The sequence below is a fragment of the Streptosporangium oxazolinicum genome (genome assembly GCF_039537505.1).
Lineage (GTDB): Bacteria > Actinomycetota > Actinomycetes > Streptosporangiales > Streptosporangiaceae > Streptosporangium > Streptosporangium oxazolinicum.
In genome coordinates this window covers 1-25,299 of sequence record NZ_BAABAQ010000018.1, presented here as the reverse complement: position 1 = coordinate 25,299, position 25,299 = coordinate 1, and the positions used below count along the sequence as shown (strand labels likewise).

Annotated in this window: 24 protein-coding genes; 10 read left to right on the top strand and 14 right to left on the bottom strand. The window is 68.2% G+C overall.

Annotated features, from left to right (window positions below):
• Positions 1-110 precede the first annotated feature (110 nt).
• Both modA and ABD817_RS35335 read left to right on the top strand, forming a co-directional pair.
• Positions 111-929 (top strand): molybdate ABC transporter substrate-binding protein, encoded by an 819-nt coding sequence (gene modA / locus ABD817_RS35340; protein WP_344922779.1) that lies wholly within the window; start codon positions 111-113, stop codon positions 927-929.
• 135 nt (positions 930-1,064) lie between these two features.
• Complete coding sequence (locus ABD817_RS35335) at positions 1,065-1,325, top strand: hypothetical protein (protein WP_344922778.1); 261 nt, start codon at positions 1,065-1,067, stop codon at positions 1,323-1,325.
• On the opposite strand, the gene ABD817_RS35330 is transcribed toward ABD817_RS35335, so the two are convergent.
• Together ABD817_RS35330 and dnaB are read right to left on the bottom strand one after the other, a co-directional pair.
• Positions 1,322-1,804 carry a molybdopterin-binding protein gene (locus tag ABD817_RS35330; RefSeq protein ID WP_344922777.1) on the bottom strand — a complete coding sequence of 161 codons (483 nt, stop codon included), beginning with the start codon at positions 1,802-1,804 and terminating at the stop codon, positions 1,322-1,324. The two genes, ABD817_RS35335 and ABD817_RS35330, sit on opposite strands and share 4 nt — an antisense overlap.
• Positions 1,805-2,037: 233 nt before the next feature.
• Positions 2,038-4,896 (bottom strand): replicative DNA helicase, encoded by a 2,859-nt coding sequence (gene dnaB / locus ABD817_RS35325; protein ID WP_344922776.1) that lies wholly within the window; start codon positions 4,894-4,896, stop codon positions 2,038-2,040.
• Between the two features lie 337 nt (positions 4,897-5,233).
• Here dnaB and ABD817_RS35320 point away from each other — a divergent pair, with 337 nt between their 5' ends.
• Both ABD817_RS35320 and ABD817_RS35315 read left to right on the top strand, forming a co-directional pair.
• Complete coding sequence (locus ABD817_RS35320; RefSeq protein ID WP_425583437.1) at positions 5,234-6,598, top strand: MATE family efflux transporter; 1,365 nt, start codon at positions 5,234-5,236, stop codon at positions 6,596-6,598.
• Positions 6,599-6,978: 380 nt separating this feature from the next.
• On the top strand, positions 6,979-8,529 hold the full coding sequence (locus tag ABD817_RS35315) for an APC family permease (protein ID WP_344922775.1): 1,551 nt from the start codon (positions 6,979-6,981) through the stop codon (positions 8,527-8,529).
• 20 nt (positions 8,530-8,549) lie between these two features.
• Here the strand turns inward: ABD817_RS35315 and ABD817_RS35310 are convergent, their stop codons facing one another.
• From ABD817_RS35310 to rpsF, 7 genes are all read right to left on the bottom strand, one after another.
• A complete protein-coding gene (locus ABD817_RS35310) occupies positions 8,550-9,293 on the bottom strand; it encodes an amino acid ABC transporter ATP-binding protein (RefSeq protein WP_344922774.1) in 744 nt (247 codons plus the stop codon).
• Between the two features lie 52 nt (positions 9,294-9,345).
• A complete protein-coding gene (locus ABD817_RS35305; RefSeq protein WP_344922773.1) occupies positions 9,346-10,212 on the bottom strand; it encodes an amino acid ABC transporter permease in 867 nt (288 codons plus the stop codon).
• A gap of 79 nt (positions 10,213-10,291) precedes the next feature.
• Positions 10,292-11,188 (bottom strand): ABC transporter substrate-binding protein, encoded by an 897-nt coding sequence (locus ABD817_RS35300; RefSeq protein WP_344922772.1) that lies wholly within the window; start codon positions 11,186-11,188, stop codon positions 10,292-10,294.
• Positions 11,189-11,470: 282 nt separating this feature from the next.
• Entirely contained in the window at positions 11,471-11,917 is a 447-nt protein-coding gene (gene rplI, locus ABD817_RS35295) for a 50S ribosomal protein L9 (protein WP_344744211.1), read from the bottom strand.
• 14 nt (positions 11,918-11,931) lie between these two features.
• A complete protein-coding gene (gene rpsR / locus ABD817_RS35290; RefSeq protein WP_012895699.1) occupies positions 11,932-12,168 on the bottom strand; it encodes a 30S ribosomal protein S18 in 237 nt (78 codons plus the stop codon).
• A 100-nt stretch (positions 12,169-12,268) separates the two neighbouring features.
• Positions 12,269-12,826 carry a single-stranded DNA-binding protein gene (locus ABD817_RS35285; RefSeq protein WP_344922771.1) on the bottom strand — a complete coding sequence of 186 codons (558 nt, stop codon included), beginning with the start codon at positions 12,824-12,826 and terminating at the stop codon, positions 12,269-12,271.
• A gap of 77 nt (positions 12,827-12,903) precedes the next feature.
• Complete coding sequence (gene rpsF, locus ABD817_RS35280; protein WP_030919721.1) at positions 12,904-13,194, bottom strand: 30S ribosomal protein S6; 291 nt, start codon at positions 13,192-13,194, stop codon at positions 12,904-12,906.
• A gap of 312 nt (positions 13,195-13,506) precedes the next feature.
• On the opposite strand from rpsF, the gene ABD817_RS35275 reads away from it, so the two are divergent.
• Positions 13,507-13,770 (top strand): hypothetical protein, encoded by a 264-nt coding sequence (locus tag ABD817_RS35275; protein WP_344922770.1) that lies wholly within the window; start codon positions 13,507-13,509, stop codon positions 13,768-13,770.
• A gap of 48 nt (positions 13,771-13,818) precedes the next feature.
• On the opposite strand, the gene ABD817_RS35270 is transcribed toward ABD817_RS35275, so the two are convergent.
• Positions 13,819-14,004, bottom strand: a complete 186-nt coding sequence (locus ABD817_RS35270; protein WP_344922769.1) for a hypothetical protein — start codon at positions 14,002-14,004, stop codon at positions 13,819-13,821.
• 96 nt (positions 14,005-14,100) lie between these two features.
• On the opposite strand from ABD817_RS35270, the gene ABD817_RS35265 reads away from it, so the two are divergent.
• Positions 14,101-14,859: a deoxyribonuclease IV gene (locus tag ABD817_RS35265; protein ID WP_344922768.1), complete on the top strand. Its 759-nt coding sequence runs from the start codon at positions 14,101-14,103 to the stop codon at positions 14,857-14,859.
• Positions 14,860-15,056: 197 nt separating this feature from the next.
• Here the strand turns inward: ABD817_RS35265 and ABD817_RS35260 are convergent, their stop codons facing one another.
• The 3 genes from ABD817_RS35260 to ABD817_RS35250 form a co-directional block, all read right to left on the bottom strand.
• A complete protein-coding gene (locus tag ABD817_RS35260) occupies positions 15,057-16,178 on the bottom strand; it encodes a hypothetical protein (protein ID WP_344922767.1) in 1,122 nt (373 codons plus the stop codon).
• A 173-nt stretch (positions 16,179-16,351) separates the two neighbouring features.
• A complete protein-coding gene (locus ABD817_RS35255) occupies positions 16,352-17,659 on the bottom strand; it encodes a glycosyltransferase family 87 protein (RefSeq protein ID WP_344922766.1) in 1,308 nt (435 codons plus the stop codon).
• The gene (locus ABD817_RS35250; RefSeq protein ID WP_344922765.1) at positions 17,659-20,370 is read right to left on the bottom strand and encodes a transglycosylase domain-containing protein; all 2,712 of its coding nucleotides are present in this window, start codon (positions 20,368-20,370) and stop codon (positions 17,659-17,661) included. The genes ABD817_RS35255 and ABD817_RS35250 overlap by 1 nt, the downstream gene beginning before the upstream one ends.
• A gap of 614 nt (positions 20,371-20,984) precedes the next feature.
• On the opposite strand from ABD817_RS35250, the gene ABD817_RS35245 reads away from it, so the two are divergent.
• From ABD817_RS35245 to ABD817_RS35235, 3 genes are all read left to right on the top strand, one after another.
• The gene (locus tag ABD817_RS35245; RefSeq protein WP_344922764.1) at positions 20,985-21,659 is read left to right on the top strand and encodes a PadR family transcriptional regulator; all 675 of its coding nucleotides are present in this window, start codon (positions 20,985-20,987) and stop codon (positions 21,657-21,659) included.
• Between the two features lie 32 nt (positions 21,660-21,691).
• Positions 21,692-22,771, top strand: coding sequence for an inositol-3-phosphate synthase (locus ABD817_RS35240; protein WP_344922763.1), 1,080 nt, complete (start codon positions 21,692-21,694; stop codon positions 22,769-22,771).
• Positions 22,772-22,889: 118 nt separating this feature from the next.
• Positions 22,890-23,552 (top strand): HAD family hydrolase, encoded by a 663-nt coding sequence (locus tag ABD817_RS35235; RefSeq protein WP_344922762.1) that lies wholly within the window; start codon positions 22,890-22,892, stop codon positions 23,550-23,552.
• A 144-nt stretch (positions 23,553-23,696) separates the two neighbouring features.
• Here the strand turns inward: ABD817_RS35235 and ABD817_RS35230 are convergent, their stop codons facing one another.
• The gene (locus ABD817_RS35230) at positions 23,697-24,917 is read right to left on the bottom strand and encodes a helix-turn-helix domain-containing protein (RefSeq protein WP_344922761.1); all 1,221 of its coding nucleotides are present in this window, start codon (positions 24,915-24,917) and stop codon (positions 23,697-23,699) included.
• A gap of 180 nt (positions 24,918-25,097) precedes the next feature.
• Here ABD817_RS35230 and ABD817_RS35225 point away from each other — a divergent pair.
• A partial coding sequence (locus ABD817_RS35225; protein ID WP_344922760.1) for a hypothetical protein occupies positions 25,098-25,299 on the top strand: 202 nt, incomplete at its 3' end.

The following is a 25,299-nucleotide window of genomic DNA, read 5'->3' as shown; positions in this document are numbered from 1 at the left end:
TGAGCCGGGTCTGGAGGTGGGGGTGGTGGCGATCGTCGTGATCGAGTCCACCAGCGTCGTCGTGGAGATCGCCGATCCCGCTCGCGCAGCGAGCCAGTAAGGAGCCCTTGTTGTTCAGGCGCGTTTCCCGATGGGCCGTCGCAGTCCCCCTCTCCCTCACGCTGGCCGCCGGTCTGTCCGGCTGCGGCTCCAGTGACCCGGCCACCTCCGCCTCCCCGGCCGCGTCGGCGTCGGCGTCGGAGGCGCCCTCGAACGCCGCCACGACGCTGACGGTGTTCGCCGCCGCGTCGTTGACCGGTACGTTCACCGAGCTGGGCAAGACCTTCGAGGCCGCCCACCCGGGCACCACGGTGCGCTTCAACTTCGGCTCCAGCGCCACCCTGGCCCAGCAGATCGTCCAGGGCGCCCCGGCCGACGTCTTCGCCGCCGCGAGCCCGGCTACGATGAAGACCGTCACCGACGCCTCCCTGGCCGCGGCCCCGGTCACGTTCGTGCGCAACACCCTGCAGATCGCCGTCCCGGCCGACAACCCGGCCAAGGTCGACGACCTGGCGGACCTGGCCGATCCGAAGGTCAAGGTAGCCCTGTGCGCCGAGCAGGTGCCCTGCGGCGCCGCCGCCGTCAAGGCACTGGACGCCGCCGGGCTCAAGGTCACCCCCGTCACCCTGGAACAGGACGTCAAGGCCACCCTGACCAAGGTCGAACTCGGCGAGGTGGACGCCGCCCTGGTCTACAAGACCGACGTCATCGCGGCCGAGGGCAAGGTCGAGGGCATCGAGTTCCCCGAGGCCGAGAAAGCGATCAACGACTATCCCATCGCGACCCTGTCCGGCGCGCCCGCTCCCGAGGCGGCCAAGCAGTTCGTCGACCTCGTGCTGTCGCAGCAGGGCAAGGACGTGCTGACCAAGGCCGGTTTCCAGGCCCCCTGAGACGGCGATGACACCGTCCGTCACCTCCTCGGGCCCGGGAGGCGCACAGCGCCCCCCGGGCTCCCCGGGTTCCCGCGCCACCCTCGCCGGAGCGTCGAGGATGTCGTCGCCCGGCGGTGTGGCGGGCGGGCCGTTATGAGCGCCGCGCCGTCGCGTAACGCCATCTGTCTGGGCGGGCCCTGCCACGGCATGCTCACCCACATCGACCAGGACATCGGCACCCTCACCGTGCCCGTCCCACGCCGCTCACCCGAAGAACCCCAAGCCCTCGCCCGCTACCGCATCACCCGCGAACGAGTGCACCACCCCTGCCGCACCGAACCGTTCATCGCCCTGCACTGGGCCGATCCCACCGAACCACCCGGCCCCTCCTGCCCATGCGGGTGCGACGACTAAAGATTCCGGCCCCACAGCCGCGCGTCCGCGCAGACACGAATCTCCACGACCTCGCTGATGTGCCGCCCCCCGCACCGATCCCCAGGCACCACCAGATGCGGCCCATACGCGTCAAGGTCGGCGTCATCCATCCGGACACCCACCAGCACCGGAACATCACCGAACTCCGGATCGATCTCCCCCCACGACAACACCGCGTGATGACCATCACGCCCCAGCACCGACACCAGGAACCGCAACCGGTCCTTACGCTCACAGGCGTCGAAAACCGGCCCGGCCGCGCGAGCCACATCCAACAGCAGGGGCCCGGTGAAACGGTGACGCCGCGTGCCCGACGTACGACAGGCGAAACCGACCTCCACCGTCCACTGCGGCAAAGCCCGCAGGTCGGCCATACTCACCAGCCCGGGAACAGACAGGTCACCCGACACACGCAACCACCCATCGGCATGAGCGGAATCGGGGACATCGATCGACATGGGCCGCATCAGCCCTCCCTCACCCATGATCAGATCATGGGTACGGATCTTTACCGCAGCATTCCCGCCCCGTGTCTCATACACACGCATGTGCGAGGCTCAGGAAACAGAACTGTGGCAGATACGAGAGCCATCCGACACCTCTTCCCGCACCCGCCCTCCGCACCGAGGCGGTCACCCGCCAGACCGGGCCGCCGAATCGCCCGACGGAACGCGGCCCTTGCCCGCGAGGTCTAGTGGGGGGCCATGTCGACGAAACGGCTGTAGTGGCCCTGGAACGCCACGGTTACCGTGGCGGTGGGGCCGTTACGGTGCTTGGCCACGATCAGGTCGGCCTCGCCCGCCCTGGGGGACTCGCGCTCGTAGGCGTCCTCCCGGTGGAGAAGGATGACCATGTCGGCATCCTGCTCGATGCTTCCGGATTCGCGAAGGTCGCTGACCATGGGCCTTTTGTCCGTCCGCTGCTCGGGGCCACGGTTGAGCTGGGAGATCGCGATCACCGGGACCTCCAACTCCTTGGCGAGGAGCTTGATGGCCCGGGAGATCTCGGAGACCTCGTTCTGGCGGCTCTCGGTCTTCTTCGGCGAGGACATCAGCTGCAGGTAGTCGATGATGACGAACCGCAGGTCGTTGCGCTGCTTGAGCCGACGACACTTGGCCCTGATCTCCATCATCGACATGTTGGGCGAGTCGTCGATGAACAGCGGCGCCTCGGCCACCTCGCCCATCCGCCGGGCCAGCTTGGCCCAGTCGTCGTCGCTCATCGTTCCCGAGCGCATGGCCTGCAGCGACACCCGTGCCTCGGCCGACAGCAGACGCATCGTGATCTCATTGCGCGACATTTCCAGCGAGAACACCACAGTCGTCATACCGTGCTTGATAGCGGCAGATCTCGCGAAATCCAGGCCAAGCGTGCTGTTATGCGTTGGAATACCGGTTCTTCCGGCAAGGTACATATGGTCGGCGCTATCGACTTCCACGCATCTCACCGGCGTCGAAGGCACCGGCCGCACGTCGACGATGTATCGGACGAGCGTCGACGGATGGGCCGCGGTCACCTGTCGCCCGGCCTTGCGGGGCAGGCGGAACACCTTGTCCGCCGCCGTGAAGTTGATCATGTAGCAGGTGGAGGAGTCGACGCTTCTGCCTTTGACAGCCCGCGTCTTCATCGTCGCCCGGTAACCGAGACTCAGAATCAGTTCGTAGGTGTCTTCGGCAAGTCTCCTGTTGGTGACCCCGAACTGGATCTGGCCGTTGCGACTGACGTATCCATCGGTGTCGAGAAGACCTGCGAGCAGGGCACGCCGCTGCTGCTCGGAGGCTCGCAGGTAGATCTGGGGAATGTGCTTGTCGCCGAGGACACCAAGGGTGCGCAGGATGGCCTGCACCGTGCCGTGGCGGTTCCGGCATGCCCGGCACTGTCTTAGACCGCTGGACGGGCCACCGCAGTCGGGACACGTGGGTGCCGGCACCGGACTCGACACCAGGCGGGCCCTTCCTCCGCACGAGCGGCCACACGTGCGCACCTGGGATGTCTGGGGTACGAACAGAACACCGCAGACAGCGCAGGGCCTCTCCGTCACGGGCGGCGGATGCGGCAGACCGAGCGAGTAGAGGAGATGGGAGCTCGTACGGGTGACTCGCACCCCTTCGGCTTCCAGGTTGAGAACGATCTCCGGGTCGATGGTGGTGAACCGGGCACCGTCGGTGTGGCCGTCACCAAGCCATACCCCGAGCGCGTAGGCGGGCAACGGCAGATCCCGCTCGGGCAGGTCGAACGCCGCGGCGACGGCCACCGCGTGATTCGGCCGCCTGTCCGCCGAGGCGCAGCGCAATGTGCGGGCGATCTCCTCGGTTGTCACGACGTCCTTGTGGACAGCGGTCGTGGAGGCGTTCATCGGCTGGGACACCCGCGCGTACAACGCTCCGAAGAGCTCCCTGCGCGAGTATGCCGGGGCGTTCCACGTGTAGCGGCGAACCGGGCCGCTGACGGGCGTGGGCACCTTGCCCGACACACCGATCTCCGTCTGCACGGTGTGGAGAACGTTGCGGAACTCGTCACCTAGAACCGACAGGGCTTCCCGATGCGTGACGAGCCGATCCGGCTCCACCATCGACGTCTCGTACACGCCCCTGACGTGTTCGATGGACTCGTTGGGCCAGTAAAGGGTCCGCCTGTTCTCCGAGTCCTGGCGACGACGCGCACGCGTGGTCGTCCGCCATTGGTGCTGAGCGTCCGCGACGATCACGGTGCCGTCGCTGAACTCCACCTCGTAACAAGGCCGTCCGTGCATCACCTCGGTCGCCGCGACCACCCGTGTCGGCTTGCCGTCCGCACCGATCAGGTGGTCACCCGGCTCGACCTCACGCATGGTCGTCCAGCCGTCGGGAGTGGGCAGCGGCGTGTCGAGGGCGAGCGCTTTGCCAATGGCGGGACGGGCTGCCACGACGATCATCTGGCCGGGGTGCAGGCCGTTGGTGAGGGAGTCGAGGTCCTGGAAGCCGGTGGGGACGCCGACCATCTGGCCGCTTCGGCCGCCGATGGCCTCCAGCTCGTCGAGGGCACCCGGCATGATGTCGGCCAGCGGGATGTAGTCCTCGGAGGTGCGGCGCTCGGTGACCTTGTAGATCTCCGCCTGGGCGCGGTCGACGAGGTCGTCGACCTCCTCGTCCTGGCCGCCGTAGCCGTAGGAGACGATGCGGGTGCCGGCCTCGATCAGGCGGCGGAGGATGGCCTGCTCGCGGACGATCCTCGCGTAGTAACCGGCGTTGGCCGCGGTCGGGACGACGGCGGTCAGCGTGTGGAGGTAGGCGCCGCCGCCGATCCTGGCGACCTCGCCTCGTTTCTGCAGCTCGTCGAGGATGGTGACGGCGTCGGCGGGGTCGCCTCGGCCGTAGAGATCGGTGATGATGTCGTAGATGATCTGGTGGGCCGGACGGTAGAAGTCGTCGGACCGCAGGATCTCGACCACGTCGGCGATGGCGTCCTTGGACAGCAGCATGCCGCCCAGGACCGACTGCTCGGCCTCGATGTTGTTCGGTGGGGTGCGCTCGAATCTCGGCTCGAAGACCGGCGGTTCCGCGACGCTCACCACACACCCCCTCTTTCGAACACAGTTACGCTATCTCCATTTGTAGCCGATCGGTGTGACAGTTTCGCGGCTCCACGCCCAGCTGGCAACGCGGCCTGTCGACAGAGGTGTGGATAAGCTGTGCACTTCTTCCCCAGACGTGTGGGCACCCTGGGGACAGTTCTGTGGATAACTCTTGTCCACAGCTGTGGATAACCCTCTGACCTGGAAAAACGTCATCCACCGCCTGTGGAGAAAAGAAAGTTGGGGCGACACGCCGAAAGTCGCCCCAGATGGCATGCCCTGACGGGTTCATCCCGCTGAAGATCGACCGGGAGGTAAGAGGCAGAATAGATAGGTGCCTCTTACCCCTCGATCCGCCCGGTCCGACCGGTCCAGCCGGTCCAGCCGGTCCAGTGGGTCCGGCGGGTCCGGTCGTGACCACGACAGGCAGATCCTGCGGCTCGCGCTGCCCGCGTTCGGCGCCCTGGTGGCCGAACCGCTGTTCCTGCTGACCGACACCGTCGTCGTCGGTCGCCTGCCCGCCCCAGCGCTCGGCGCCCTGGGAGTGGCGAGCACGGTGCTGAGCTTCCTGGTGGGGCTCTGCGTCTTCCTGGCGTACGGCACGACCGCGGCGGTGGCCCGGCAGATCGGGGCGGGCGAGACCGGGCGGGCACTGCGGCAGGGGGTGGACGGTCTCTGGCTGGCCGCCGGGGTGGGAGTGGCGATCATCGTGGTCGTCTGGCCCCTCGCACCCTCGCTGGTCCACCTGCTCGGCGCCGAGGGCGAGCTCGCCCGGCAGGCGGTGACCTACCTGCGGATCAGCCTGCTGGGCGTCCCGGCCATGCTGCTGGTGCTCGCGGGCACGGGCGTGCTGCGCGGCATGCAGGACACCGCGACCCCGCTGCTGGTGTCGGTGGGGGCCTTCGCGCTGAACGCGGTGCTCAACGTCGTGTTCGTCCTGGGACTGGGCTGGGGGATCGCGGGTTCGGCCTGGGGCACGGTGCTGGCCCAGTCGCTCGCCGCCGCCGTCTACCTCCTGCTGATCCTCGGCCGGTACCGCGCCCCGTTCCGCCCCGACCTGGCGGGCGTACGGGCGGCGGGCTCGGCCGGGATCGCCCTGATCATCCGTACGGCGTGCCTCCAGCTGGTGCTGGCCGTCGCGACCGCCGCGGCCACCCGCATGGGAGAGCAGCAGATCGAGGCGCACACCGTCGCCATCAGGATCTGGACCCTGCTGGCGTTCGCCCTGGACGCGATCGCCATCGCCGGGCAGGCGATCACCGGCCGCGCGCTGGGCGCCGGCGACGTGGCGGGAGCCCGTGGCGCGACCGGGAGGATGGTGACCTGGGGGGTCGGCTCGGGCGTGCTGCTCGGCCTCCTCGTGGTGCTGGCCAGGCCGTTCGTGCCCACGGTGTTCGACACCGGCCCCGTCGTCACCGCGGAGCTGCTCGACCTGCTCTGGGTGGTGGCCGCCCTGCAGCCCGTCGCGGGGGTGGTCTTCGTGCTGGACGGCGTGCTGATCGGCGCCGGAGACCGGCGCTACCTCGCCTGGGCGGGGGTGTGGACGACGATCGCCTACCTGCCCGCCGCGTTCCTGGTGGACCTCCAGGGCGGCGGCCTGGTCGCGCTCTGGCTGGCGCTCGGGCTGTGGATGGCGGCCCGGCTGGTCACCCTGTCGACGCGGGCGTACGGCACGGCGTGGCTGGTGGTCGGCGGCTGAGAGGGCCGGGTGCCCGCCGGGGCGGCGGATGGTTCACCCCGGCGACGGGCGACGCCCCCGGACGGGTGATGGCGCGCACCGGCCAAATGTAAGAGCGCACCGGCCAGATGTGAGAGCGCATCGGGCAGGTGTGAGAGCGCACCGGGCAGATGTGAGAGCGCACCGGACAGGTGTGACAGCGCCACCGGACAAGGGGTAACAGCGCCTTCTGACAGGTGACCCGGACGTGACACTGTGGTGTCCACGACGTGATCGGATAACCCTTGTCCAGCGGAACTCCCCTGCGGCACTGTGAAACAAATCCCGCAATATAGGGTTATCAGCCCACCACGATTGGTCACGTCGTGTCCGAAGGCCGTTCCCCCTCGATCGTTCGCCGCATGCCACCGAGCCATGCCACCGATCGGTGGACCGGTGCGCGCCACGGCCTTCCCACGGCCTATCGCGGGGCGGACCTCGTCGTCCTCGGCGTCGGTGTGATGATCGGCGCGGGCATCTTCGGTCTCGCCGGTCGCCAGGCGGCGAGCATGGCCGGACCCGGTGTGATCCTCTCCTTCATGATCGCTGGGATCACCAGCCTGCTCGTGGCCTTCTGCTTCGCCGAACTGTCCTCCGCCATGCCGACCTCGGGAAGCGCCTACACCTTCGCCTACGTCATCTTCGGCGAGGTCTGGGCCTGGATCGTGGGCTGGGCGCTGGTCCTGGAGCTCCTCCTGGCCGCGGCGGTGGTGGCCCGCGCCTGGTCGCACTACGCCGCCCAGTTGCTCACCGACCTGGGCGTGGACCTTCCCCAGGTGGTCGCGAGCGTGGTCGGCCAGAGCACGGGTTTCGACCTGTTCACGCTGTTCATCCTGGCGGTCCTCACCGCCGTGGTGGCCCTGGGCGCCCGCGTCGGGCTGCGCACCCTGTGGATCATCGTGGTCGCCAAGCTGGTGGCCATCGGCGCGGTCATCGTGGTCGGCGCCCTGCATTTCGACCGGCGCAACCTCGCGGCCATCCCGGTACCGGCCACGCCTCCCGGCAAGGCCGGGGACACCCTGCACTCCCCGCTGCTCGGCATCCTCTTCGGCCAGACGGGCACGTTCGGCTGGTTCGGCATCTTCGCCGCCTCGGCGGCCATCACCTTCGCGTACATCGGCTTCGACGTCGTGGCCACCGCCGCGGAGGAGGCCGAGGACGCCCCGAGGTCGATCCCGAAGGGCATCATCCGCGGGCTGATGTTCACCACGGTCATCTACATCGCGGTCGCGGTGGTCATGGTCGGGATGATCCCGTACGACAGGATCGACGCGAGCGCGCCACTCGCCAGCGCCTTCCGCGACGCGGGCGAGGGCTTCATGGTGCACGTCATCAACGTCGGGGCGGTGCTCGGCCTCACCACCGTCGTCCTGGTGCTGCTCGTCGGCCTGACCCGCGTGATGTTCTCCATGGCGCGCGACGGGCTGATCCCCCGCCCGCTCTCCAAGATCAACCGCGGCTACCGCAGCCCGACGAGGGTCACGCTGCTCATCGGCTTCCTCGCGATCCTGCTGGCCGAGTTCGTGGACGTGCTGACGCTCGAACCGCTGGTCGTGATCGGTGCCCTGTTCGTGTTCATCGTCGTGGCCGGTGGGGTGGTCAGGATGCGGCAGACGATGCCGGACCTGCCGCGAGGTTTCCGCACCCCGTTCTCTCCCGGCGTGCCGATCGCCTCGATCCTCGCCTGTCTGTGGCTCATGGTGAATCTCCAGCTCATCACCTGGCTGTACTTCACCATCTGGATGGCCTTCGGCGTGCTGGTCTACCTGGTGTACGGGAGGCGCAACAGCGTGCTCGCCACGATGGCGCGGCCCGTCCCCGAGGCTCCCGCCCCCGTGTACTACCAGGGACCTCCGCCCGGCGGCCCCGGCGCCGGATCCGCCGCCGGGCCCCGTGGCAGGCACCGGCGCTGAGATCGCTCGCCGAGGCCCCCTCAGAGGCGCCGGGCGTCGATCACGCTCCGCACGAACTCCCTGGTGCGGGGCTCGCGAGGATCGGTGAAGATCTGCTCGGGGGTACCGCGTTCCAGGAGCACACCGCCGTCGAGGAAGCAGACGGTGTCGGCGATCTCGCGGCAGAAACCCATCTCGTGGGTGGTCAGGATCATGGTCATGCCCCCCTCCTTGAGCTCCCGGATGATCCCGAGCACCTCCTTGACGAGCGCCGGGTCCAGGGCGGAGGTGACCTCGTCCAGCAGCATCAGGCGGGGCTGGGTGGCCAGGGCCCTGATGATGGCGGCCCGCTGCTGCTGGCCGCCGGAGAGCTGGTCGGGGTAGGCGTCCGCCTTGTCCGCCAGGCCGAACCTGGCCAGCAGGTCGCGGGCCTGCGACTCGGCCTGCTTTCCGCCCACCTTGTGGACCTTGCGCGGGGCCAGTGTGATGTTGTCCAGCACGCTCATGTGCGGGAACAGGTTGAACGCCTGGAAGACGATGCCCATGCGCTTGCGCACGTCGTCGGGATCGGCCTTGGCGTCGGTGATCTCCTGTCCGTCCAGGGTGATCGTGCCGTCGTCGGCGGTCTCCAGCAGGTTGACGCAGCGCAACAGGGTGGACTTTCCCGAGCCGGAGGCGCCGATCAGGCAGACCACCTCGTGCGGCTCGACCTCCAGGTCGATCCCGCGCAGCACGCTGTGGCCTCGGTAGTTCTTCCACAGGCCCTCGATGGTCAGCAGGCTCATGCCCTCTCCTCCCGCGCCGGTACGCTACCGCCGTACGCCCCGGTCCGCCCGCTCACTGGCCCCGCCGCCTCTGCGAGCGGGCCGCCAGGTAGTCGGTGAAGCGGGCCATCGGGATGGTGAGCAGGATGAACAGCAACGCCGCCGCCAGGTACGGGGTGTAGTTGAAGGTGCTGGCGACGTGGATCTGCGCTTGGCGCAGCGCCTCCAGGGGGCCGATCGTGGCGACGAGCGCGGTGTCCTTCTGCAGCGAGACGAAGTCGTTGAGCAGCGGCGGCACCACCCTGCGCACGGCCTGCGGCACCACCACGTAGCGCATGGTCTGGCCGTGGCTCAGCCCGAGTGACCGGGCGGCGGCCCGCTGGCTGGGGTGCACCGACTCGATGCCCGCCCGGAAGACCTCCGCCACGTACGCGCCGTACGAGAGGGTGAGCGCGATGATGCCCAGCGTCGCGAGGTCCGTCGGCGTACCCTGCAGACCGAGCGCGGGCAGGCCGAAGCCGACGAGATAGATGACGAGGATCGTGGGCACACCGCGGAAGACGTCGGTGTAGATCACCGCCAGGGCGCGCAGCGGGAAGAACACCGGCGCCGTGAGGTTGCGGGCCAGCGCGACGAGCAGTCCCACGACGAGGATCAGCGGCTCGGCGATCAAGAAGATCTTGATGTTGAGCAGGAACCCGTCCAGCACGTCCGGCAGCGCCTCGACGAACTGGTCGAGGTCGAAGAACGTCTCCCGCACCCTGGGCCAGCCGGGGGAGGCCGTGAAGAGCCAGAGCAACAGGACGAGCACGAGGATCGTCGAGACCGTCGCGACGGAGCCCGAACGGATCGACGACCTCCTGCGGAGCCGCTCCCGCTCAAGCTGCCGCTCGCTCTTCACCCAGCCGGTGGGAACCAGCAGGCGCTCGTCGTCCTTCATCGAGCGCCGCCGTGGCACGGGCCGTACGGCGAGTCCCCGGTTATGGGCGTGGATGACGCCGGGAGGTGGTGCTCCAGGGTCACTTCAGCTCCGGTGCGCCCGCGGCGGAGCCGAGCCACTCGGTCTCGATCTTCGCCAGCTCACCGGAGGCGGTCAGCTTGTCGATGGCCTCGTCGACGCAGCTCACCAGCGGGCTGCCCTTCTCGAAGACCGCGCCGAAGACCTCGGGCTCCCCGGAGGCCGCGCCGAACTGGCCGACGATCTTGGAGTTCTCGACCTGCGCGGCGGTCACGTAGAAGGCGGTGGGCAGGTCCACCACCACGGCGTCGACCTGCTTGTTCTTCAGCGCGTTGACGGCGTCGATCTGCTCGTTGTAGACGTTGAGTTCGGACGAGGGCTGGATGACGTCCTTGACCGCCTGCAGTGAGGTGGTGCCGACCTGCACACCGATCTTGGCGTCCTTCAGGCCCGCCAGGTCCGTGGCGGAGGCGACCTTGGAGCCGTCCAGCGCGACCACGGCCTGCTTGACCGTGTAGTAGCCCTTGCTGAAGTCGACGACCTTGGCCCGGTCGGGGGTCACCGAGACCTGGTTGACGTCGAAGTCGAACTGCTTGGCGCCCGGCGCGAACGCGGAGTCGAACTTCACCGTGGCCCAGGTGACCTCATCCCTGGTGAAACCCAGCTGGCCCGCGACGGCATAGGCGACCGCGCTCTCGAAGCCCTTGCCGTTGGACGGGTCGTCGTCGCTGAACCACGGGTCGTAGGCGGGCTTGTCGGTGCCGATGGTGAGCTTGCCGGGGGTCTTCAGCGCGAGGCCGTCCTTGGCGCAGGCGCTGGGAGCCGTGGCGGAGCCGGAGGCCCCGGAGGCGCTTGAGGACGCGGGGCTCGCCTGGGTCGTCGTTTCCGAGGCCGGCGCACAGGCCACCGCGGTCGCCGCGAGGGCACCGAGCGCGATCAGCGTCGAGGGACGAACCATGACAAAAACCTCCAGGGCGAAGCAACGATCCCCGAATTGTATGTATTCGGAGTGACCTGGGGTAACGGGGTACCAGCATATGAACTTTCCCCGGCGGGAAAGGGGATTTTCCCCGGCATCCCGGACCCGCCGGAGGACCGGACCGGGCCCACCGGAGGACCGGACCGGGCCCGCCGGAGAGCCGGACCGGGCCCACCGGAGGAGCGGGGAAAGAGCCGGGGCCGGGAAAGGACGAGGGCCCCTCCCCGCGAACGGGGAGGAGCCCTTGTCTCACGGGGCCTTTTAGGCCGCGACGACCTCGACATCGAGGGACGCGGAGACCTCCGGGTGCAGCTTGACGCTGACCCGGTGGGAGCCGAGGCTCTTGATCGCGGAGGCGATCTCGATGCGACGGCGGTCGAGCAGGGGGCCACCGGCGGCCTTGACGGCCTCGGCGACGTCACCCGTGGTGATGGAGCCGAAGAGGCGGCCGGACTCGCCGGCCTTCGTCTTCAGGACCACCTTCAGGGCCTGCAGCTGACCGGCGACCTCCTTGGCGGTGCCAAGGTCGCGAATCTCGCGAGCGTCGCGGGCCTTCTTGATCGAGGAGATCTGCTTCTCGCCGCCGCGCGTCCACAGGATCGCGAAACCGCGGGGAAGCAGGTAGTTGCGGCCGTAGCCGCTCTTGACCTCGACGATGTCGCCGGGGGCGCCGAGGCCGGTGACCTCACTGGTGAGAATGAGCTTCATCTGTCCGGACCTCCTTAGCGCGCGGTGCTCATGTACGGCAGGAGCGCCATCTCACGAGCGTTCTTGATAGCGGTCGCCACGTCACGCTGGTGCTGGGTGCAGTTGCCCGTCACCCGGCGGGCACGGATCTTGCCGCGGTCGGAGATGAACTTCCGAAGCAGCGCCGTGTCCTTGTAGTCGACGTAGGAGATCTTGTCGTGGCAGAACAGGCAAACCTTCTTCTTGGGCTTGCGCAGTGCCGGCTTGGCCATCGTGGTGCTCCTTTCAGAGCCCCGCCGTCAGGCGGGAATGGTCGCTGCGGATATGGACTGGGATGTCGGGCGCGGTCGCGACCGTCCCGGAGGGGCGTCCCTAGAAGGGCGGTTCGTCGCTGAAGTCGCCGCCGCCGAAGCCGCCGCCACCCTGCTGCTGACCGCCGCCACCGTAGTTGTTGCCACCGCCGCCGCCGCCGAAGCCGCCACCTTGCGGTGCGGCCGGCGCCGCGGAGGCCCACGGGTCGTTGGCGGGGCCGCCACCGAAGCCGCCACCGCCACCGCCCTGACGGGCGGTCTTGTTGACCTTGGCGGTCGCGTTTCTCAGGGAGGGGCCGACCTCGTCGACCTCAACCTCGTAGACGGTGCGCTTCTCGCCTTCCTTGGTCTCGTAGGACCTCTGGCGGAGCCGTCCCTGGACGATGACCCGCATGCCACGCTGGAGGCTCTCGGCGGCGTTCTCCGCCGCCTGCCGCCACACGTTGCAGGTCAGGAACAGGCCTTCGCCGTCTTTCCACTCGTTGGTCGTCTTGTCGAGGAACCTCGGAGTGGACGCGATGCGAAACCGGGCCACCGCTTGCCCCGTGGGGGTGAAGCGCAGCTCCGGGTCGTCGACGAGGTTGCCGACGATGGTGATCGTGGTGTCGCCTGCTGCCATGGCTAGCGCTGCCCTTCCTGCGGCCTTCGCTGGTTATCGGCTCAGAGTACGGCTGCCGTCCGACAAAATGCCGGAGATTAGTGCACGTCCGGGCGCAGGACCTTGGTGCGCAGGATTCCCTCGTTGAGGTTCATCTGCCGGTCGAGCTCCTTGACCGTGGCGGGCTCGGCGCTCAGGTCGATGACGGCGTAGATGCCCTCGGGCTTCTTCGCGATGTCGTAGGACAGCCTGCGGCGGCCCCACACGTCGACCTTCTCCACGGTGCCGCCGTCGTTGCGGACGACCGTGAGGAACTGGTCGAGGGAAGGGGCGACCGTACGCTCATCGAGCGAGGGGTCAAGAATGACCATCACTTCGTAACGGCGCATGCTGACTTCCAACCTCCTCTGGACTTTGCGGTCACGACACCGTGCCGTGACAGGAGGACGCTGACGTGCTTCACCCCGGACTCCCATTTCGGCGCTCGGGGTGGAGGGTGGGCCATGACACACCCATTCGACGTAGCCGTGCCAGCCTACCAGCCCGTCAAGGGTTGGGCCGTCGCCTCGCCGGGCACGTCCCCACAGGAGAAACGGGTTCGCCCTCACGAGGACACGCCCTCACGGTGAACCTCGGGGGAAGGGGCGGTGGAGATGCCTCATGTGTCCGGACGTGGCCAGGGCGGGCGTTTCCGGTTCAGAATGAACAGCGACGGGCGGCGCCATCCCCTGGAGAACGCGCTGAGCGTCTGCACGATCCTCTGCGGGCTGATCGCCTTCGCGGCCGGGCTCGTTCCCTCCGCGCACTCCGTCGCGTCGTGGCTGGGGGTGCTGGGGTTCTGCGGAGGTCTCTACTCCCAGTACGTCTCCGCGACGACGCCGGAGCGCGCGCTGAACATCGTGGGCATCGTGGCCTCGTTCGTCGGTGTGGCCTTCGGCATCCGCCACGGGGGTTTCCTCCCGTAGGGCCCCGAACCCGACGAGGGCCACACCGGGGTACGCGAACGGGAACGGCTATCCGGCCAGGCGCAGGTCCACGCCCAGCAGGATGAGGAACCACAGGAAGACGGCGAGCAGGGCCTCGGCGATGTCCTTCAGGAGCGCGGGGGTGATGTACTCGTACACCCAGGCGACGTAGATCCCGATCAGGATGTAGATGAGGCCGATGAGACTGATCCCTCTGCGATAGCGAGCAGCCACTGGGAACTCCTTGGGGGTTGGCCCGTGGGGGCGGGCGGTGGGGCGCGACCTGCGACTGCCCCGGCCCTCGGCGTTGAAACGGCTACTCTCGGATACATGCCGCTTATCGGAGCTCATGTCGACCAGGACGACCCGCTGGCGCACGCCAGGGCGCGCGGCGCCGAGGTCGTGCAGTTCTTCCTCGGTGACCCGAAGGGGTGGAAGGCCCCGGTCATCGGCGAGAAGACCCGGGAGATCAAGGACTCGGACGTGGAGGTCTACGTCCACGCCCCCTACGTGATCAACGTGGCGACCGCCAACAACCGGGTGCGCATCCCCAGCCGCAAGCTGCTGAGCGCGCACCTCGCGGCGGCGGCCGAGCTGGGCGCCCGGGGGCTGATCGTCCACGGCGGGCACGTGAACGCCGGGGACGACCCGCAGAAGGGCTTCGACAACTGGCGCAAGGTGTTCGAGCGCCTGGAGGAGCACGAGGTCCCCGTCCTCATCGAGAACACCGCGGGCGGCGGCAACGCGATGGCGCGCAAGCTGGAGCGCGTCGCCCGGCTGTGGGAGGCGCTCGACGGCTTCGACGTGGGCTTCTGCCTCGACACCTGCCACGCCCACGCGGGCGGCGAGGACCTGGCGGACGTGGTCGAGCGGGTCATGGCGATCACCGGCAGGATCGACCTGGTCCACTGCAACGACTCGCGCGACGCCTTCGACTCCGGCGCCGACCGGCACGCGAGCCTCGGCGCGGGCCAGATCGACCCCGAGCTCATCCTGGGCGTGTGCCGGAGCGCGAACGCGCCGATCGTGGTGGAGACCCCCTTCGACGGCCAGGCCGAGGACATCGCCTTCCTCAGGAAGCAACTCTAGGACGAGGCTCAGGACAAGACTTCGGACGAGGCTCCAGGGTGAGGGTTCACGTCCCGGATCCGGGACGGGGCCGCACGCGAGGTTCCGGAGGGGACCCGAGACGGGCCCGGCGGTGGGCAGACGTTGATCCACAGCCTGTGGATAACTTCATGGGATTACTTTTTCCAAAGAGTGGGTAAGGGAACATCCCCCACGGCTCAGCCCACCCAGGCGCCGTCGGTGAAGATCAGCGTGTTGAGCGCCATCAACGGGCCCACCACCAGGGCGTAGACGATGATGATCCATCGTCGCCAGGGCTCCGGCCCGCCGCTCGCCTTGGCGATCAGGATGAAGAGCGGCCACCACAGCAGCGCCGAGCGCGGCACCGACAGGTAGTAGGCGGAGCACAGCAGGGCGCCCACCTGGAGCCCCACGTAGACGAACTCGCTCCACCTTCGCAGGTAGAGCAGGACCAGCACGAGCACGACCCCGACGACCGCCCCCGCGATCTCCAGCCGGAACGCCCAGGCGTCTCGCCCATCGGCCATGGCCGCGTTCCAGGTCGTGATCAGCGACTCCCAGGGCCACACCATGTGCCGCCCCCAGCCGGCCTCCTGCGCGGTCTTCCAGGCCAGCCAGTCACCCGTACGGGAGTACTGGTAGGCGGAGTAGAGAGCCAGCGGCACGAACGGGAGGAGCAGCCAGCCCGCCTGCCGTACGGGCTGCCTGCGGGTGACGAACTCCACGATCAGCGCGAGGGCGAGGAACAGGCCGGTGATGCGCACACAGGAGGCCCCCGCCGCCAGGGCCGCGGCGAGCGGCCAGCGGCCCTGGCGCGCCGCGAGCCAGGCGGGGATGGCGAAGGCCAGGAAGAGCGACTCGCTGTAGCCCGCGAACAGGAACACCGCCATCGGCCAGAGCAGCAGCGCCAGCACCGCCCACCGGCCGATCCCCGCCGGTCCCTCGAACTCGGCCAGCCTGGCGAGCGCCGTCATCGCGACGGCTCCGGCCACGAAGGAGATCAGCAGCCCGGCGAGCGTCCAGTCGTCGATCACGAGATGCACCGCGCGGAGCATCAGCGGCATTCCGGGGAAGAAGGCGGGCAGCCCCTCGTCGGGCTCGCTGCCCGGGGCGCCGTCGTAGCCGTGCTCGGCGATGGTGATGAGAAGACCGGCGTCCCAGTTGCGCCAGCGCTCCAGGAACGGCTTCGGTACGGCGTCCCCCTCCATCAGCGCCCGAGCGCCGACGACGACCAGGGCGACGATCCCCAGCCGGGAGGCGAGCCAGAGCAGCAGCCCTTCCGTCGCGGCGTCGCGCGGAGGAGCGGGAGGAGTGATCACAAGGTCGGATTGTCCCGGATCACCGCGCCGGAACGCCAGACTCGGACGCTCGCTGAACAGCCCCACCCTGCCCCCTGTCATCCCGGCGGACCGCCGGACTCGGACGCCTCCCGAACGGTCCCATCCCGCCCCCGTCCGGACGCCTCCCGAACGACGGCCCCATCCCCCCTGCGCTAGGAGAGCGCGAGCCGGAAGCGGTCGGGTGCCCCGTCGAAGACGCCGCCCGCCTGGTCGTCGGTCCCGTCCTGGCGGATCACGTCCCTGTCCGGTACGAAGATGTCCCGGACGACGAACGCCATCATGATCAGGATGGTGATCGCGCGAGCCCACACGGCGGTGAAGTAGGTGTCACCCGCGATGCCCAGGGCCTCGTTACCCGGCTGGATGCCGACGAGATAGAGCCAGATCGCGAAGAAGTACCAGCACTCGGCGAGCTGCCAGAGCGCGATCGGCTTCCAGCCCGGCCTGGCCAGCACCGCGAAGGGGATCAGCCAGAGCACGTACTGCGGCGACCACACCTTGTTGGTCAGCATGAACGCCGCCAGGGTGAGGAAGCACAGCTGCATCAGGCGGGGACGGGTCCTGGCCGTCAGGGTGATCACGGCGATCGCGAGGCAGAACGCGGCGAGCGAGACGACGCCCAGCCTGTCGAGGAGCTCGGAGTCGCCCAGGATCGGCCACTGCTTCTGGTTGAAGAAGTACCAGATGGAGCCCCAGTCGGCCGGTCGCTCCTGGCTGAAGACGTAGAAGCGCTTCCAGCCGTCGAAGGCGAAGACCATGATCGGTACGTTGACGACGAGCCAGGCGCCCGCGACGCCGCCGATCGTCTTGAGGAACGGCACCCATCTGCCGGTGCGCAGCGTCAGCAGGAACAGCGGGCCGAGGAACATCAGCGGGTAGAACTTGGTGGCGATCGCCAGGCCGAGCAGGATGCCCGCGAGCCACTGGTTCCGCTTCGACCAGGCCAGCAGCGCGCCGAGCGCGAGGGCGTTGGCCGCCAGGTCCCAGTTGATGTACGCGGTGAGGATCAGCGCGGGGGCGAGGGCGTACCAGAGCGCGTCCCAGCGCCTGGCGGGACCGGCCAGCGTGGCCATCAGCAGCACACCGACGATCAGGCAGAGCGCCATGAGGATGACGGTGAGGTCGTAGAACGCCGTCCCCTGGTCGCTCATCGGGGTGACGATCCGGCGGAAGAACTCCATGATCCCGCCGATGCCGACGGGGTACTCGACCGGATAGTCGAAGTAGGGGATCTTGCCCTCGTTGAGCTTCTCGTTCCACCACAGGGGATAGATGTCGGTGTAACAGAAGTTCGTGAACTGCAGGGTCCCGTGGTTCCACGCCCCGCCGACGCGGCACGGCCACTTCCAGAACCAGGCCAGGATCGCCCCCAGCCCCGCGAACAGGGCCAGGGGCACGTACGGGATGGCCCGGGTGCCGAACTCGGGCAGCGGACTCCGCGGCGACAGGAGGTTCTTCATCAGGGACGTCGTCCGCTCGCTGCGGGTGTCGGCACGAGGGCGGCGGCCGGCGTGCCGGGGGCGCCGACCGCGCCCGGCGCGCCGTTCTCGATCTCGCCGTTCGGCGGCTCGTCGCCCCAATCACCGCCGTCGTTGCCGACGTCGCACGAGCCGTCCCAGGGCAGGCACTCGCGGCCGTCGGGCTGGTCCATCTCGCCGCCGCCGCCACCGCCGTCGGGGTTGTCGTTCGGCCAGCCGCCGTCGTCCCCGTTCTCGTCGGGGAAGGGGTTGGTCTCATCCATCGTCGGCGTCGGGGTGGGCGTCGGGGTGGGCGTGGCCAGGTTGTTCCGTACCCCGGTGTTGGCCCTCGGCGGGAACTGCAGGACCTCGTCCTTGGCGGTCACGGCCTGCATGTAGTCGTGCCAGATCTGGGTCGGGGTGCCGCCACCGCCGATGAAGGAGGGCATGGGCTCCTCGGCCCAGTGCACGACCTTGATCTTCCGGTTCGGCAGGCCGTACTTGTCGACCTTGAGCTTTCGCCTTCCCTCGGCCCCGAGCGGCTTGTTGTAGGGCACGTCCTTGGACATGCCGACCGCGGTGACGATCTGCGGGGTGAAGCCGACGAACCAGGCGTCCTTGTAGCCGTTGTTCGTGCCGGTCTTGCCGGCCACCGGCCGGGTGCCGATGTTGGCGGCGGTGCCGGTGCCGCTCTTGACGACGGCCTGGAGCGCGACGGTCGCGTCGGCGGCGGACTCGGGGGTGATGACCTGGTTCTCGTGGATCTGCTCGTCCAGCACGAGGGTGCCGTCGACCTTGGTCACCTTGGTGACGGTGTGCCAGTTGAAGTGCTTGCCCTCGTTGGCGAAGATCCCGTAACCGGCGGCCTGCTCGACCGCGGTGACCGAGGCGCTGCCGATGGTGACCTGGTACTTCTGCTCGGCGATCGCGTAGTCGACCGCGTTCTGGCCCTTGTAGATGGGGTTGCCCTTGGCCGTCTCGCCGACCCCCGCCTCCTTGGCGATCCTCGCCACCTCTTCGAGCTTCACCTCGTCGCCCATCTGCACGAAGACGGTGTTGACCGAGCTGGCCATGGCCTTGACCATGTCGATCGGCCCGAACGCCGCGTTCCCCGAGTTGCTGATCGGGGTGGTGCCGGGCATCTTGATCGTCCGCTTGCCGTCGACCAGGCTGTCGAGCGACTTGCCGCTCTCCAGCCAGGCCGCGAGCACGTAGGGCTTGAACGCCGACGCCGCCTGCTTGGTGGAGTCGAACGCGCGGTTGTTGTAGTCGTTGACGAAGTCGTCGCCGCTGTAGAAGGCGAGCACCCGGCCGTTCTTCGGGTCCACCGAGGCCACCCTGGCGTGAATGGTCGGCTCCAGGTTGGCGGTGCGGGCCTTCACCGCCTTGTACGCCTGCTCCATCATGCCCTTGTCGAAGGTGGTGTAGACCTTGTAGCCCTCGGTCTCCAGATCGCTCTGATCGATGTGCCGTTCCTTGAGCTCCCGGAAGACGATGTTGAGCATGTAGCCCTTGAGGCCCTTGAAGGTCTGCGCGACCTTGACCTTCTCGAACTTCAGGTCGTCGAAGGAGCTTCCCGCGTACTTGCCGTACGCGGCGGGATCGAGCTCCGCCATGTTCGTGAGCGCGGCGCCGAACCGCTCCTTGGTCGCGGCGTAGTTGCCGTCCTTCTCCTGGATGTCGAAGGTGCTCGGGTTCTGGATACGGCCGGCCAGGTAGGCGCCCTCCGGCACGGTCAGCTGGCCGACGTTCTTGCCGAAGAACGCCTTCGCCGCCGCCTGGATGCCGTACGCGTTACGACCGAAGTAGACGAGGTTGAAGTACTCCTCGAGGATCTGGTCCTTCTCCATCGTCTTGCTGATCTTGACCGCGACGAAGATCTCCTTGATCTTCCGCTGGATCGAGACCTCCGCGCTGAGGCCGTCGTAGTAGCCGCGCGCCATCTGCTGGGTGATGGTCGAGGCGCCCTGGAGCTGGGTGCCGCTGACGGTGCTCCAGAGCGAGCGGGCCATGCCCGCGAGGTCAATGCCGCTGTCGGTGCGGAAGCTCTGGTTCTCCAGGGCGATCACCGCGTCCTGGACGTGCTTGGGAATCTGCGAGAGCTTCACCGGGGTGCGCTGGACGCCCAGGCGCGCGATCGGGGTCTTCTTGTCGCGGTAGTAGATGACGCTGCCCCGGTCGTCCACGCTGGCCTGCGTGGACATGGGGACGGGCGTGTTGGCGTAGGCCACCGCGATCATGCCGAAGACACCCGCGCTGAGGACCACGAAGCTGGCCATGACGATCTTCCAGTTGGGCAGGAAGCGCGTCCACCTCCTGGCCTCGGGCTCGTCGTCGTCATCGGGACCGTATCCCCCGGGTCCTCCGGGGCCGCCCGCGGCGGGACCGCTCACCCCGCGCCCGCGACGCCTGCGCCCGCCCTCACCCGGTTTCGGGCCCGCGGAACGCCCGCCGCCCGCCTGGGCGGCGAGCATCGCCTGGGTGTCCTCGAAGGCGGCCTCGGCGCGACGGCCGGCCGGGGTCGGGTCGGTGTCGTGGCGGCGCACCCCGCCACCGCGCTGCTCGGGGCCGCGCGGGGGCATCCCGCCAGGAGCACCGGGGCCGCCAGGACCGCCGGGAGCACCGGGGCCGCGCGGGGGCATGCCGCCGGGAGCGCCCGCGTCGCGCCGGGGCGGTCCGCCGGGGTGCTGGGACGCGCCATCGGGATAGGGCATCCCGCCCTGGGGCATCATCGCGGTCCGGGGGTCGGCTCCCGCCTGCGGTGCCTGTCGAGGAGAATCCCAGCCCGCGCCGGTTTGGGGGTTTTGTGAAGGGGGAACTGCACGGGGAGCGGCTCCTGGGCTTGAGCGACGGCGCCGCCCCTGGCGAGCCGACCCATCGGCGCCCTCGCGCCCGTCCGACTCCGGGTCATTGCTGTGGCTGTAACTCACGCGTCCTCGTTTGATCATCGGGGTCTACGACGGCGTGCAGGCGGGCGAGACTACCTCCTGATCGCCGGAGATCTCGCCGCCTTGGCTCACTGGTAGCCGGCCCATTCGGGTGGATCTCCATTCCCGGTGACGAACGAGATCGTCGAGTGGTTCCGGCAACAACCTTGGCAGACCTCTCCCAGGTTGACGCGGGATTCCGGGTATTGGAAAGCGGTCCACGCCGCGCGAGGACCATGTCCTACGACCGCCTGCTGTGACCACATACGCGCCAGACTACGGCCTTTTTGTCGTTTGCTCCCAACCACTTGGGAAAGTCGCTGATTGCAGCCTTATGTTGGATGGACGTATCCTGTCGATGTATCGGTTCGATACATCGACGCGAGAGGTGGTGGTTTCCAGTGGCCGGCGGACGTGGCGGCGTGCTGGAGCTGGCCGTGCTCGGGTCGTTGCACGAGACCCCGCTACACGGCTATGAGCTGCGCAAACGGCTCAACGCCCTGCTCGGTATGTTCCGGGCGTTCTCCTACGGCTCGCTCTATCCGTGCCTCCGTCAGTTGCTCACCGACGGGCTGATCGTCGAAGACGGCGACGACGCCGCGGCCACCACGGCCGCCGACAGCGCCATCGTGCTCCCCGGCCGCCGTTCGAAGATCGTCTACAAACTGACCGCGGAGGGCAAGGAACGCCTCCAGGAGCTCCTCACCCAGGCCGGTCCGTCCGCCTGGGAGGACGAGAGCTTCGGCGTGCACTTCGCCTTCTTCAGGCACACCGAGGCGGAGGTGCGCCTGCGCATCCTCGAAGGCCGCCGCAGCCGGCTTGAGGAGCGTCTGGACAGCGTGCGCACGGCACTCGCCCGTACGCGCGAACGGCTGGACAGCTACACCCTCGAGCTCCAGCGTCACGGTCTGGAGTCGGTCGAACGCGAAGTGCGCTGGTTGAATGAGCTGATCGCCACCGAGCGGCGAGCATCGCCGCCGGAGGGGGAACGGCGGCCCGCGCGAGATGAGACGTCCAGGGCGCCCGCGCCGGGGACGGGTACGACGGGGCGGCACGCCACCCCGGAAGAAAACTGACCACTGAGAAAGAACAAAGGGGAGCGAGTGCCATGGGTTCGGTGCGCGTAGCCATTGTCGGTGTAGGCAACTGCGCCACGTCGCTCATTCAGGGCGTGCACTACTACCGGGACGCCGACCCCGGTGCCCGGGTGCCGGGCCTGATGCACGTCACGTTCGGCGACTACCACGTCGGCGACGTGGAGTTCGTCGCGGCGTTCGACGTGGACGCCAAGAAGGTCGGGCGTGACCTGTCCGAGGCGATCGTGGCCTCGGAGAACAACACGATCAAGATCTGCGACGTGCCGCCGCTCGGCGTGACGGTGCAGCGCGGCCCCACCTACGACGGTCTCGGCGAGTACTACCGGGAGATGGTCGAGGAGTCCGACGAGGCCCCGGTCGACGTCGTCCAGGTCCTCAAGGACAGCAAGGTGGACGTCCTCGTCTCCTACCTGCCGGTGGGCTCGGAGGAGGCCGACCGCTTCTACGCCCAGTGCGCCCTCGACGCGAAGGTCGCGTTCGTCAACGCGCTGCCGGTGTTCATCGCCTCCGACCCCGTGTGGGCCCAGAAGTTCGTCGACGCCGGGGTCCCGATCGTCGGCGACGACATCAAGTCGCAGGTCGGGGCGACCATCACCCACCGCGTGATGGCCAAGCTGTTCGAGGACCGCGGGGTCGAGCTGCTCCGCACCTACCAGCTGAACTTCGGCGGCAACATGGACTTCATGAACATGCTGGAGCGCAAGCGCCTGCAGTCCAAGAAGATCTCCAAGACCCAGTCGGTCACCTCGCAGATCCCGCACGAGATGCAGAAGGCCGACGTGCACATCGGCCCGTCGGACCACGTGCCGTGGCTCGACGACCGCAAGTGGGCGTACGTGCGCCTGGAGGGCAGGTCCTTCGGCGACACTCCCCTCAACCTGGAGTACAAGCTGGAGGTCTGGGACTCCCCCAACTCCGCGGGCATCATCATCGACGCGGTACGCGCCGCCAAGATCGCTCTCGACCGGGGCATCTCCGGGCCGATCCTGTCCGCCTCCTCGTACTTCATGAAGTCCCCGCCGGAGCAGTACTCCGACGACGAGGCACGCGAGTACGTGGAGAAGTTCATCCGCGGCGAGGTCGAACGCTGATCTGCCGTCATCGCACGGCAGTCGGACGTCGGAAGGGGGAGCCCCCGGCCCACACGGGCCGGGGGCTCCCCCTTCTAGTGGTTGTCGCGACATCCCGGCTCGGGAATAGGCTCCTGTCATGATCCGCGCTGTGGTCTTCGACGTCGGCGAGTGCCTCGTGGACGAAAGCCGCGAGTACGGCACGTGGGCCGACTGGCTCAATGTCCCCCGCCACACCTTCAGCGCCGTCTTCGGCGCGACCATCGCTCGCGGCCTCGACTACCGCGAGACGTTCCAGGTGTTCCGGCCTGGCTTCGACCTCTACGAGGAGCGCGAGAAGCGCGCCGCCGCCGGGCAGCCGGAGACCTTCGGCGAGGAGGACCTGTACACCGACGTCCGGCCGACCCTCGCCGCCCTGCGCGGCGATGGGCTCTGGCTGGGGATCGCAGGTAATCAGACCATTCGCGCGGGCCGGATCCTGCGCGAGCTGTTCACGCCGGATGTCGACCTCATCGGCACCTCCGACGACTGGGGAGCCTCCAAACCGGATCCGGAGTTCTTCAAGCGGGTCGCCGACGTCGTCCCCTTTGAGGCACACGAGATCCTGTACGTCGGCGACCGCCTGGACAACGACGTCCGACCGGCGATCGCGGCCGGGATGCGCGCCGCGCTGATCCAGCGTGGCCCATGGGGGGTAATCCAGCAGGCCGACCCGGACGCCGATCGCGTGCCCTCGCTACGTATCGACTCCCTGGCGGAGTTGCTGGACAAGGTGCGCACGTTCAACGCTGCAGCGCGATGAGGGTCGTACGCCACTCGTATAGCTGATCATCCAGTTGTGTGACGCAGTCAAGATCGGTCCACTGCTCCAGGGCTCGCTGCACCTCACGGATCCGCTCCATGCCCGTCGGTCAACTGACCAGCGGGGCGTCGTCGTTCGTGGACTTTACGAGGAGGCCAGCATGCAACGTAGATCCTGAGCGGAGTCCGCGAGCGTCGATGTCGGGCCCGTCCCGGCACGTTCGATGCGGTCGGTGACGCGAAGCAGCAGGTTGGCCGTACGTGCGGAGCCGATCTCATTCGCCTGCCCCATCACATCTACGATGACCGACTCGGCCTCTCGCCACGCCTGCGCGTGCACGAGGGCATTGAGCAACTGGGCGGCGTAGTGGTAGCGAGAACGCCCTCGGGTAGATCGCCGAACAGAGGCATCCATGAGCGGGGCGGCGGCCTTCCCCCACTCGCCCAGCTCTGCGTAAGCCATCCCCTCGTGCCAGGACAGCTCAGCTTCGTCCATCCACCATGTCCAGTGCGGATCACGTGCGCTGATGCTTTCGGCGAGCGCGGACCGCGCCCGCTGAAGCGCGTCGAACCCTCGCGCCTTATCGCCCATGACGGCGAGCGCACGTCCACGCCGTACATCGAATATCGCCGCCACCCGCGGGGGAAGGTCACCACTGGTGAGTACGTCGTCAGCGAGGCGCAGCGCCTCGCGCGGGCGGTCCTGACACAACGACAGCATCGACAGGTGAGCCAGCTCGAACAACTCCATGTCGCGATCTCCGGCAAGGCGCGAAAGCATCAACGCTTCATGAACGATTTGGCGCGACGTCTCTTGCTGATCGGCGTCGTGGGCCTGCCAAGCGGCGACTTCTCCGGACTCTCCAGCGGCAGCTTCGAGATCCCGCTCGATTCCCGCTGCAAGGCTTCCCACAGCGAGCTTGGCACTGACGGTTCGGAAAATCCGCAGAGAGAGGGGGAAAACTTCATTCCCCCCGTGGGCGCTGTCTAGCGTGACAAGCGCCTGACTATTTCTCCGTAATGTCGCTACATACTCCGCGTCGGCTGGTTGGTTCAGAGCAAACAAATTAAGGACACTCATATCGCCCAGTGTTGAACTATCCGGAACATCTGGGGCATCGTCATCGAACAGGACCGCTTCGTCGAGGTCGTAGACCAGGGCGAGCAACTGCGGGTAGGGGGAGCGAGGCCGGGCCCTTCCCGTCTCCCAGTCCCTGAGCATCCGGGTCAGGGACTCCCTGCCCGGCAGGCAGATACCGGCATGCTCATGAGCCGCTTCGGTGAGGCGTCGGGCCACCTCCTTTTGCGTCCAGCATTCGCCATGGCGTGCGGCCTTCAAGCGCGCGGCCCAGGTCGGCAAACCCATGATCACCTCGCGGACGTGGGAGGACTCCGCTTTCCTCCTCCATCCTCCTCTACCGGATAGCGAATGCGCCGCGTTCTGATGGATCCGTCGTGTCAGTGACATGACAACCACAAAAGGCGGAGCCCGCCACGGCATTGCGCGCCGGGACGGGCCCCTTGATCAGGAAGGCTCTCCTGACCCATGCCCAACCATAATGTTCCGGTTCTCGACCGGACCACAGCGAGCGGCTGTGCCTGCTTCGTCGACGTCCCGCCGCTGCCGATGGGCTGTGCCGACTGCGGGCACGCGCCCTACGCGCACGGCTGTCCCGGCCAGGTCGCCGACCACGAGTACGCGCAGCCGACCGGCGCGCTGATGGCCGCGCGCCTCGACGCGCGCCGCC

What these genes read in the sequence shown, in the direction of transcription:
- ABD817_RS35335 (WP_344922778.1), top strand. Translation starts at nt 1,065, where the DNA reads ATGAGCGCCGCGCCGTCGCGTAACGCCATCTGTCTGGGCGGGCCCTGC.
- ABD817_RS35255 (WP_344922766.1), bottom strand. Translation starts at nt 17,659, where the DNA reads ATGAAGAACCTCCTGTCGCCGCGGAGTCCGCTGCCCGAGTTCGGCACC.
- ABD817_RS35310 (WP_344922774.1), bottom strand. Translation starts at nt 9,293, where the DNA reads ATGAGCCTGCTGACCATCGAGGGCCTGTGGAAGAACTACCGAGGCCAC.
- ABD817_RS35330 (WP_344922777.1), bottom strand. Translation starts at nt 1,804, where the DNA reads ATGTCGATCGATGTCCCCGATTCCGCTCATGCCGATGGGTGGTTGCGT.
- ABD817_RS35300 (WP_344922772.1), bottom strand. Translation starts at nt 11,188, where the DNA reads ATGGTTCGTCCCTCGACGCTGATCGCGCTCGGTGCCCTCGCGGCGACC.
- ABD817_RS35315 (WP_344922775.1), top strand. Translation starts at nt 6,979, where the DNA reads ATGCCACCGAGCCATGCCACCGATCGGTGGACCGGTGCGCGCCACGGC.
- ABD817_RS35275 (WP_344922770.1), top strand. Translation starts at nt 13,507, where the DNA reads ATGAACAGCGACGGGCGGCGCCATCCCCTGGAGAACGCGCTGAGCGTC.
- ABD817_RS35305 (WP_344922773.1), bottom strand. Translation starts at nt 10,212, where the DNA reads ATGAAGGACGACGAGCGCCTGCTGGTTCCCACCGGCTGGGTGAAGAGC.
- ABD817_RS35230 (WP_344922761.1), bottom strand. Translation starts at nt 24,917, where the DNA reads ATGGGTTTGCCGACCTGGGCCGCGCGCTTGAAGGCCGCACGCCATGGC.
- ABD817_RS35250 (WP_344922765.1), bottom strand. Translation starts at nt 20,370, where the DNA reads ATGCCCTATCCCGATGGCGCGTCCCAGCACCCCGGCGGACCGCCCCGG.
- rplI (WP_344744211.1), bottom strand. Translation starts at nt 11,917, where the DNA reads ATGAAGCTCATTCTCACCAGTGAGGTCACCGGCCTCGGCGCCCCCGGC.
- ABD817_RS35265 (WP_344922768.1), top strand. Translation starts at nt 14,101, where the DNA reads ATGCCGCTTATCGGAGCTCATGTCGACCAGGACGACCCGCTGGCGCAC.
- rpsF (WP_030919721.1), bottom strand. Translation starts at nt 13,194, where the DNA reads ATGCGCCGTTACGAAGTGATGGTCATTCTTGACCCCTCGCTCGATGAG.
- rpsR (WP_012895699.1), bottom strand. Translation starts at nt 12,168, where the DNA reads ATGGCCAAGCCGGCACTGCGCAAGCCCAAGAAGAAGGTTTGCCTGTTC.
- ABD817_RS35235 (WP_344922762.1), top strand. Translation starts at nt 22,890, where the DNA reads ATGATCCGCGCTGTGGTCTTCGACGTCGGCGAGTGCCTCGTGGACGAA.
- ABD817_RS35240 (WP_344922763.1), top strand. Translation starts at nt 21,692, where the DNA reads ATGGGTTCGGTGCGCGTAGCCATTGTCGGTGTAGGCAACTGCGCCACG.
- ABD817_RS35285 (WP_344922771.1), bottom strand. Translation starts at nt 12,826, where the DNA reads ATGGCAGCAGGCGACACCACGATCACCATCGTCGGCAACCTCGTCGAC.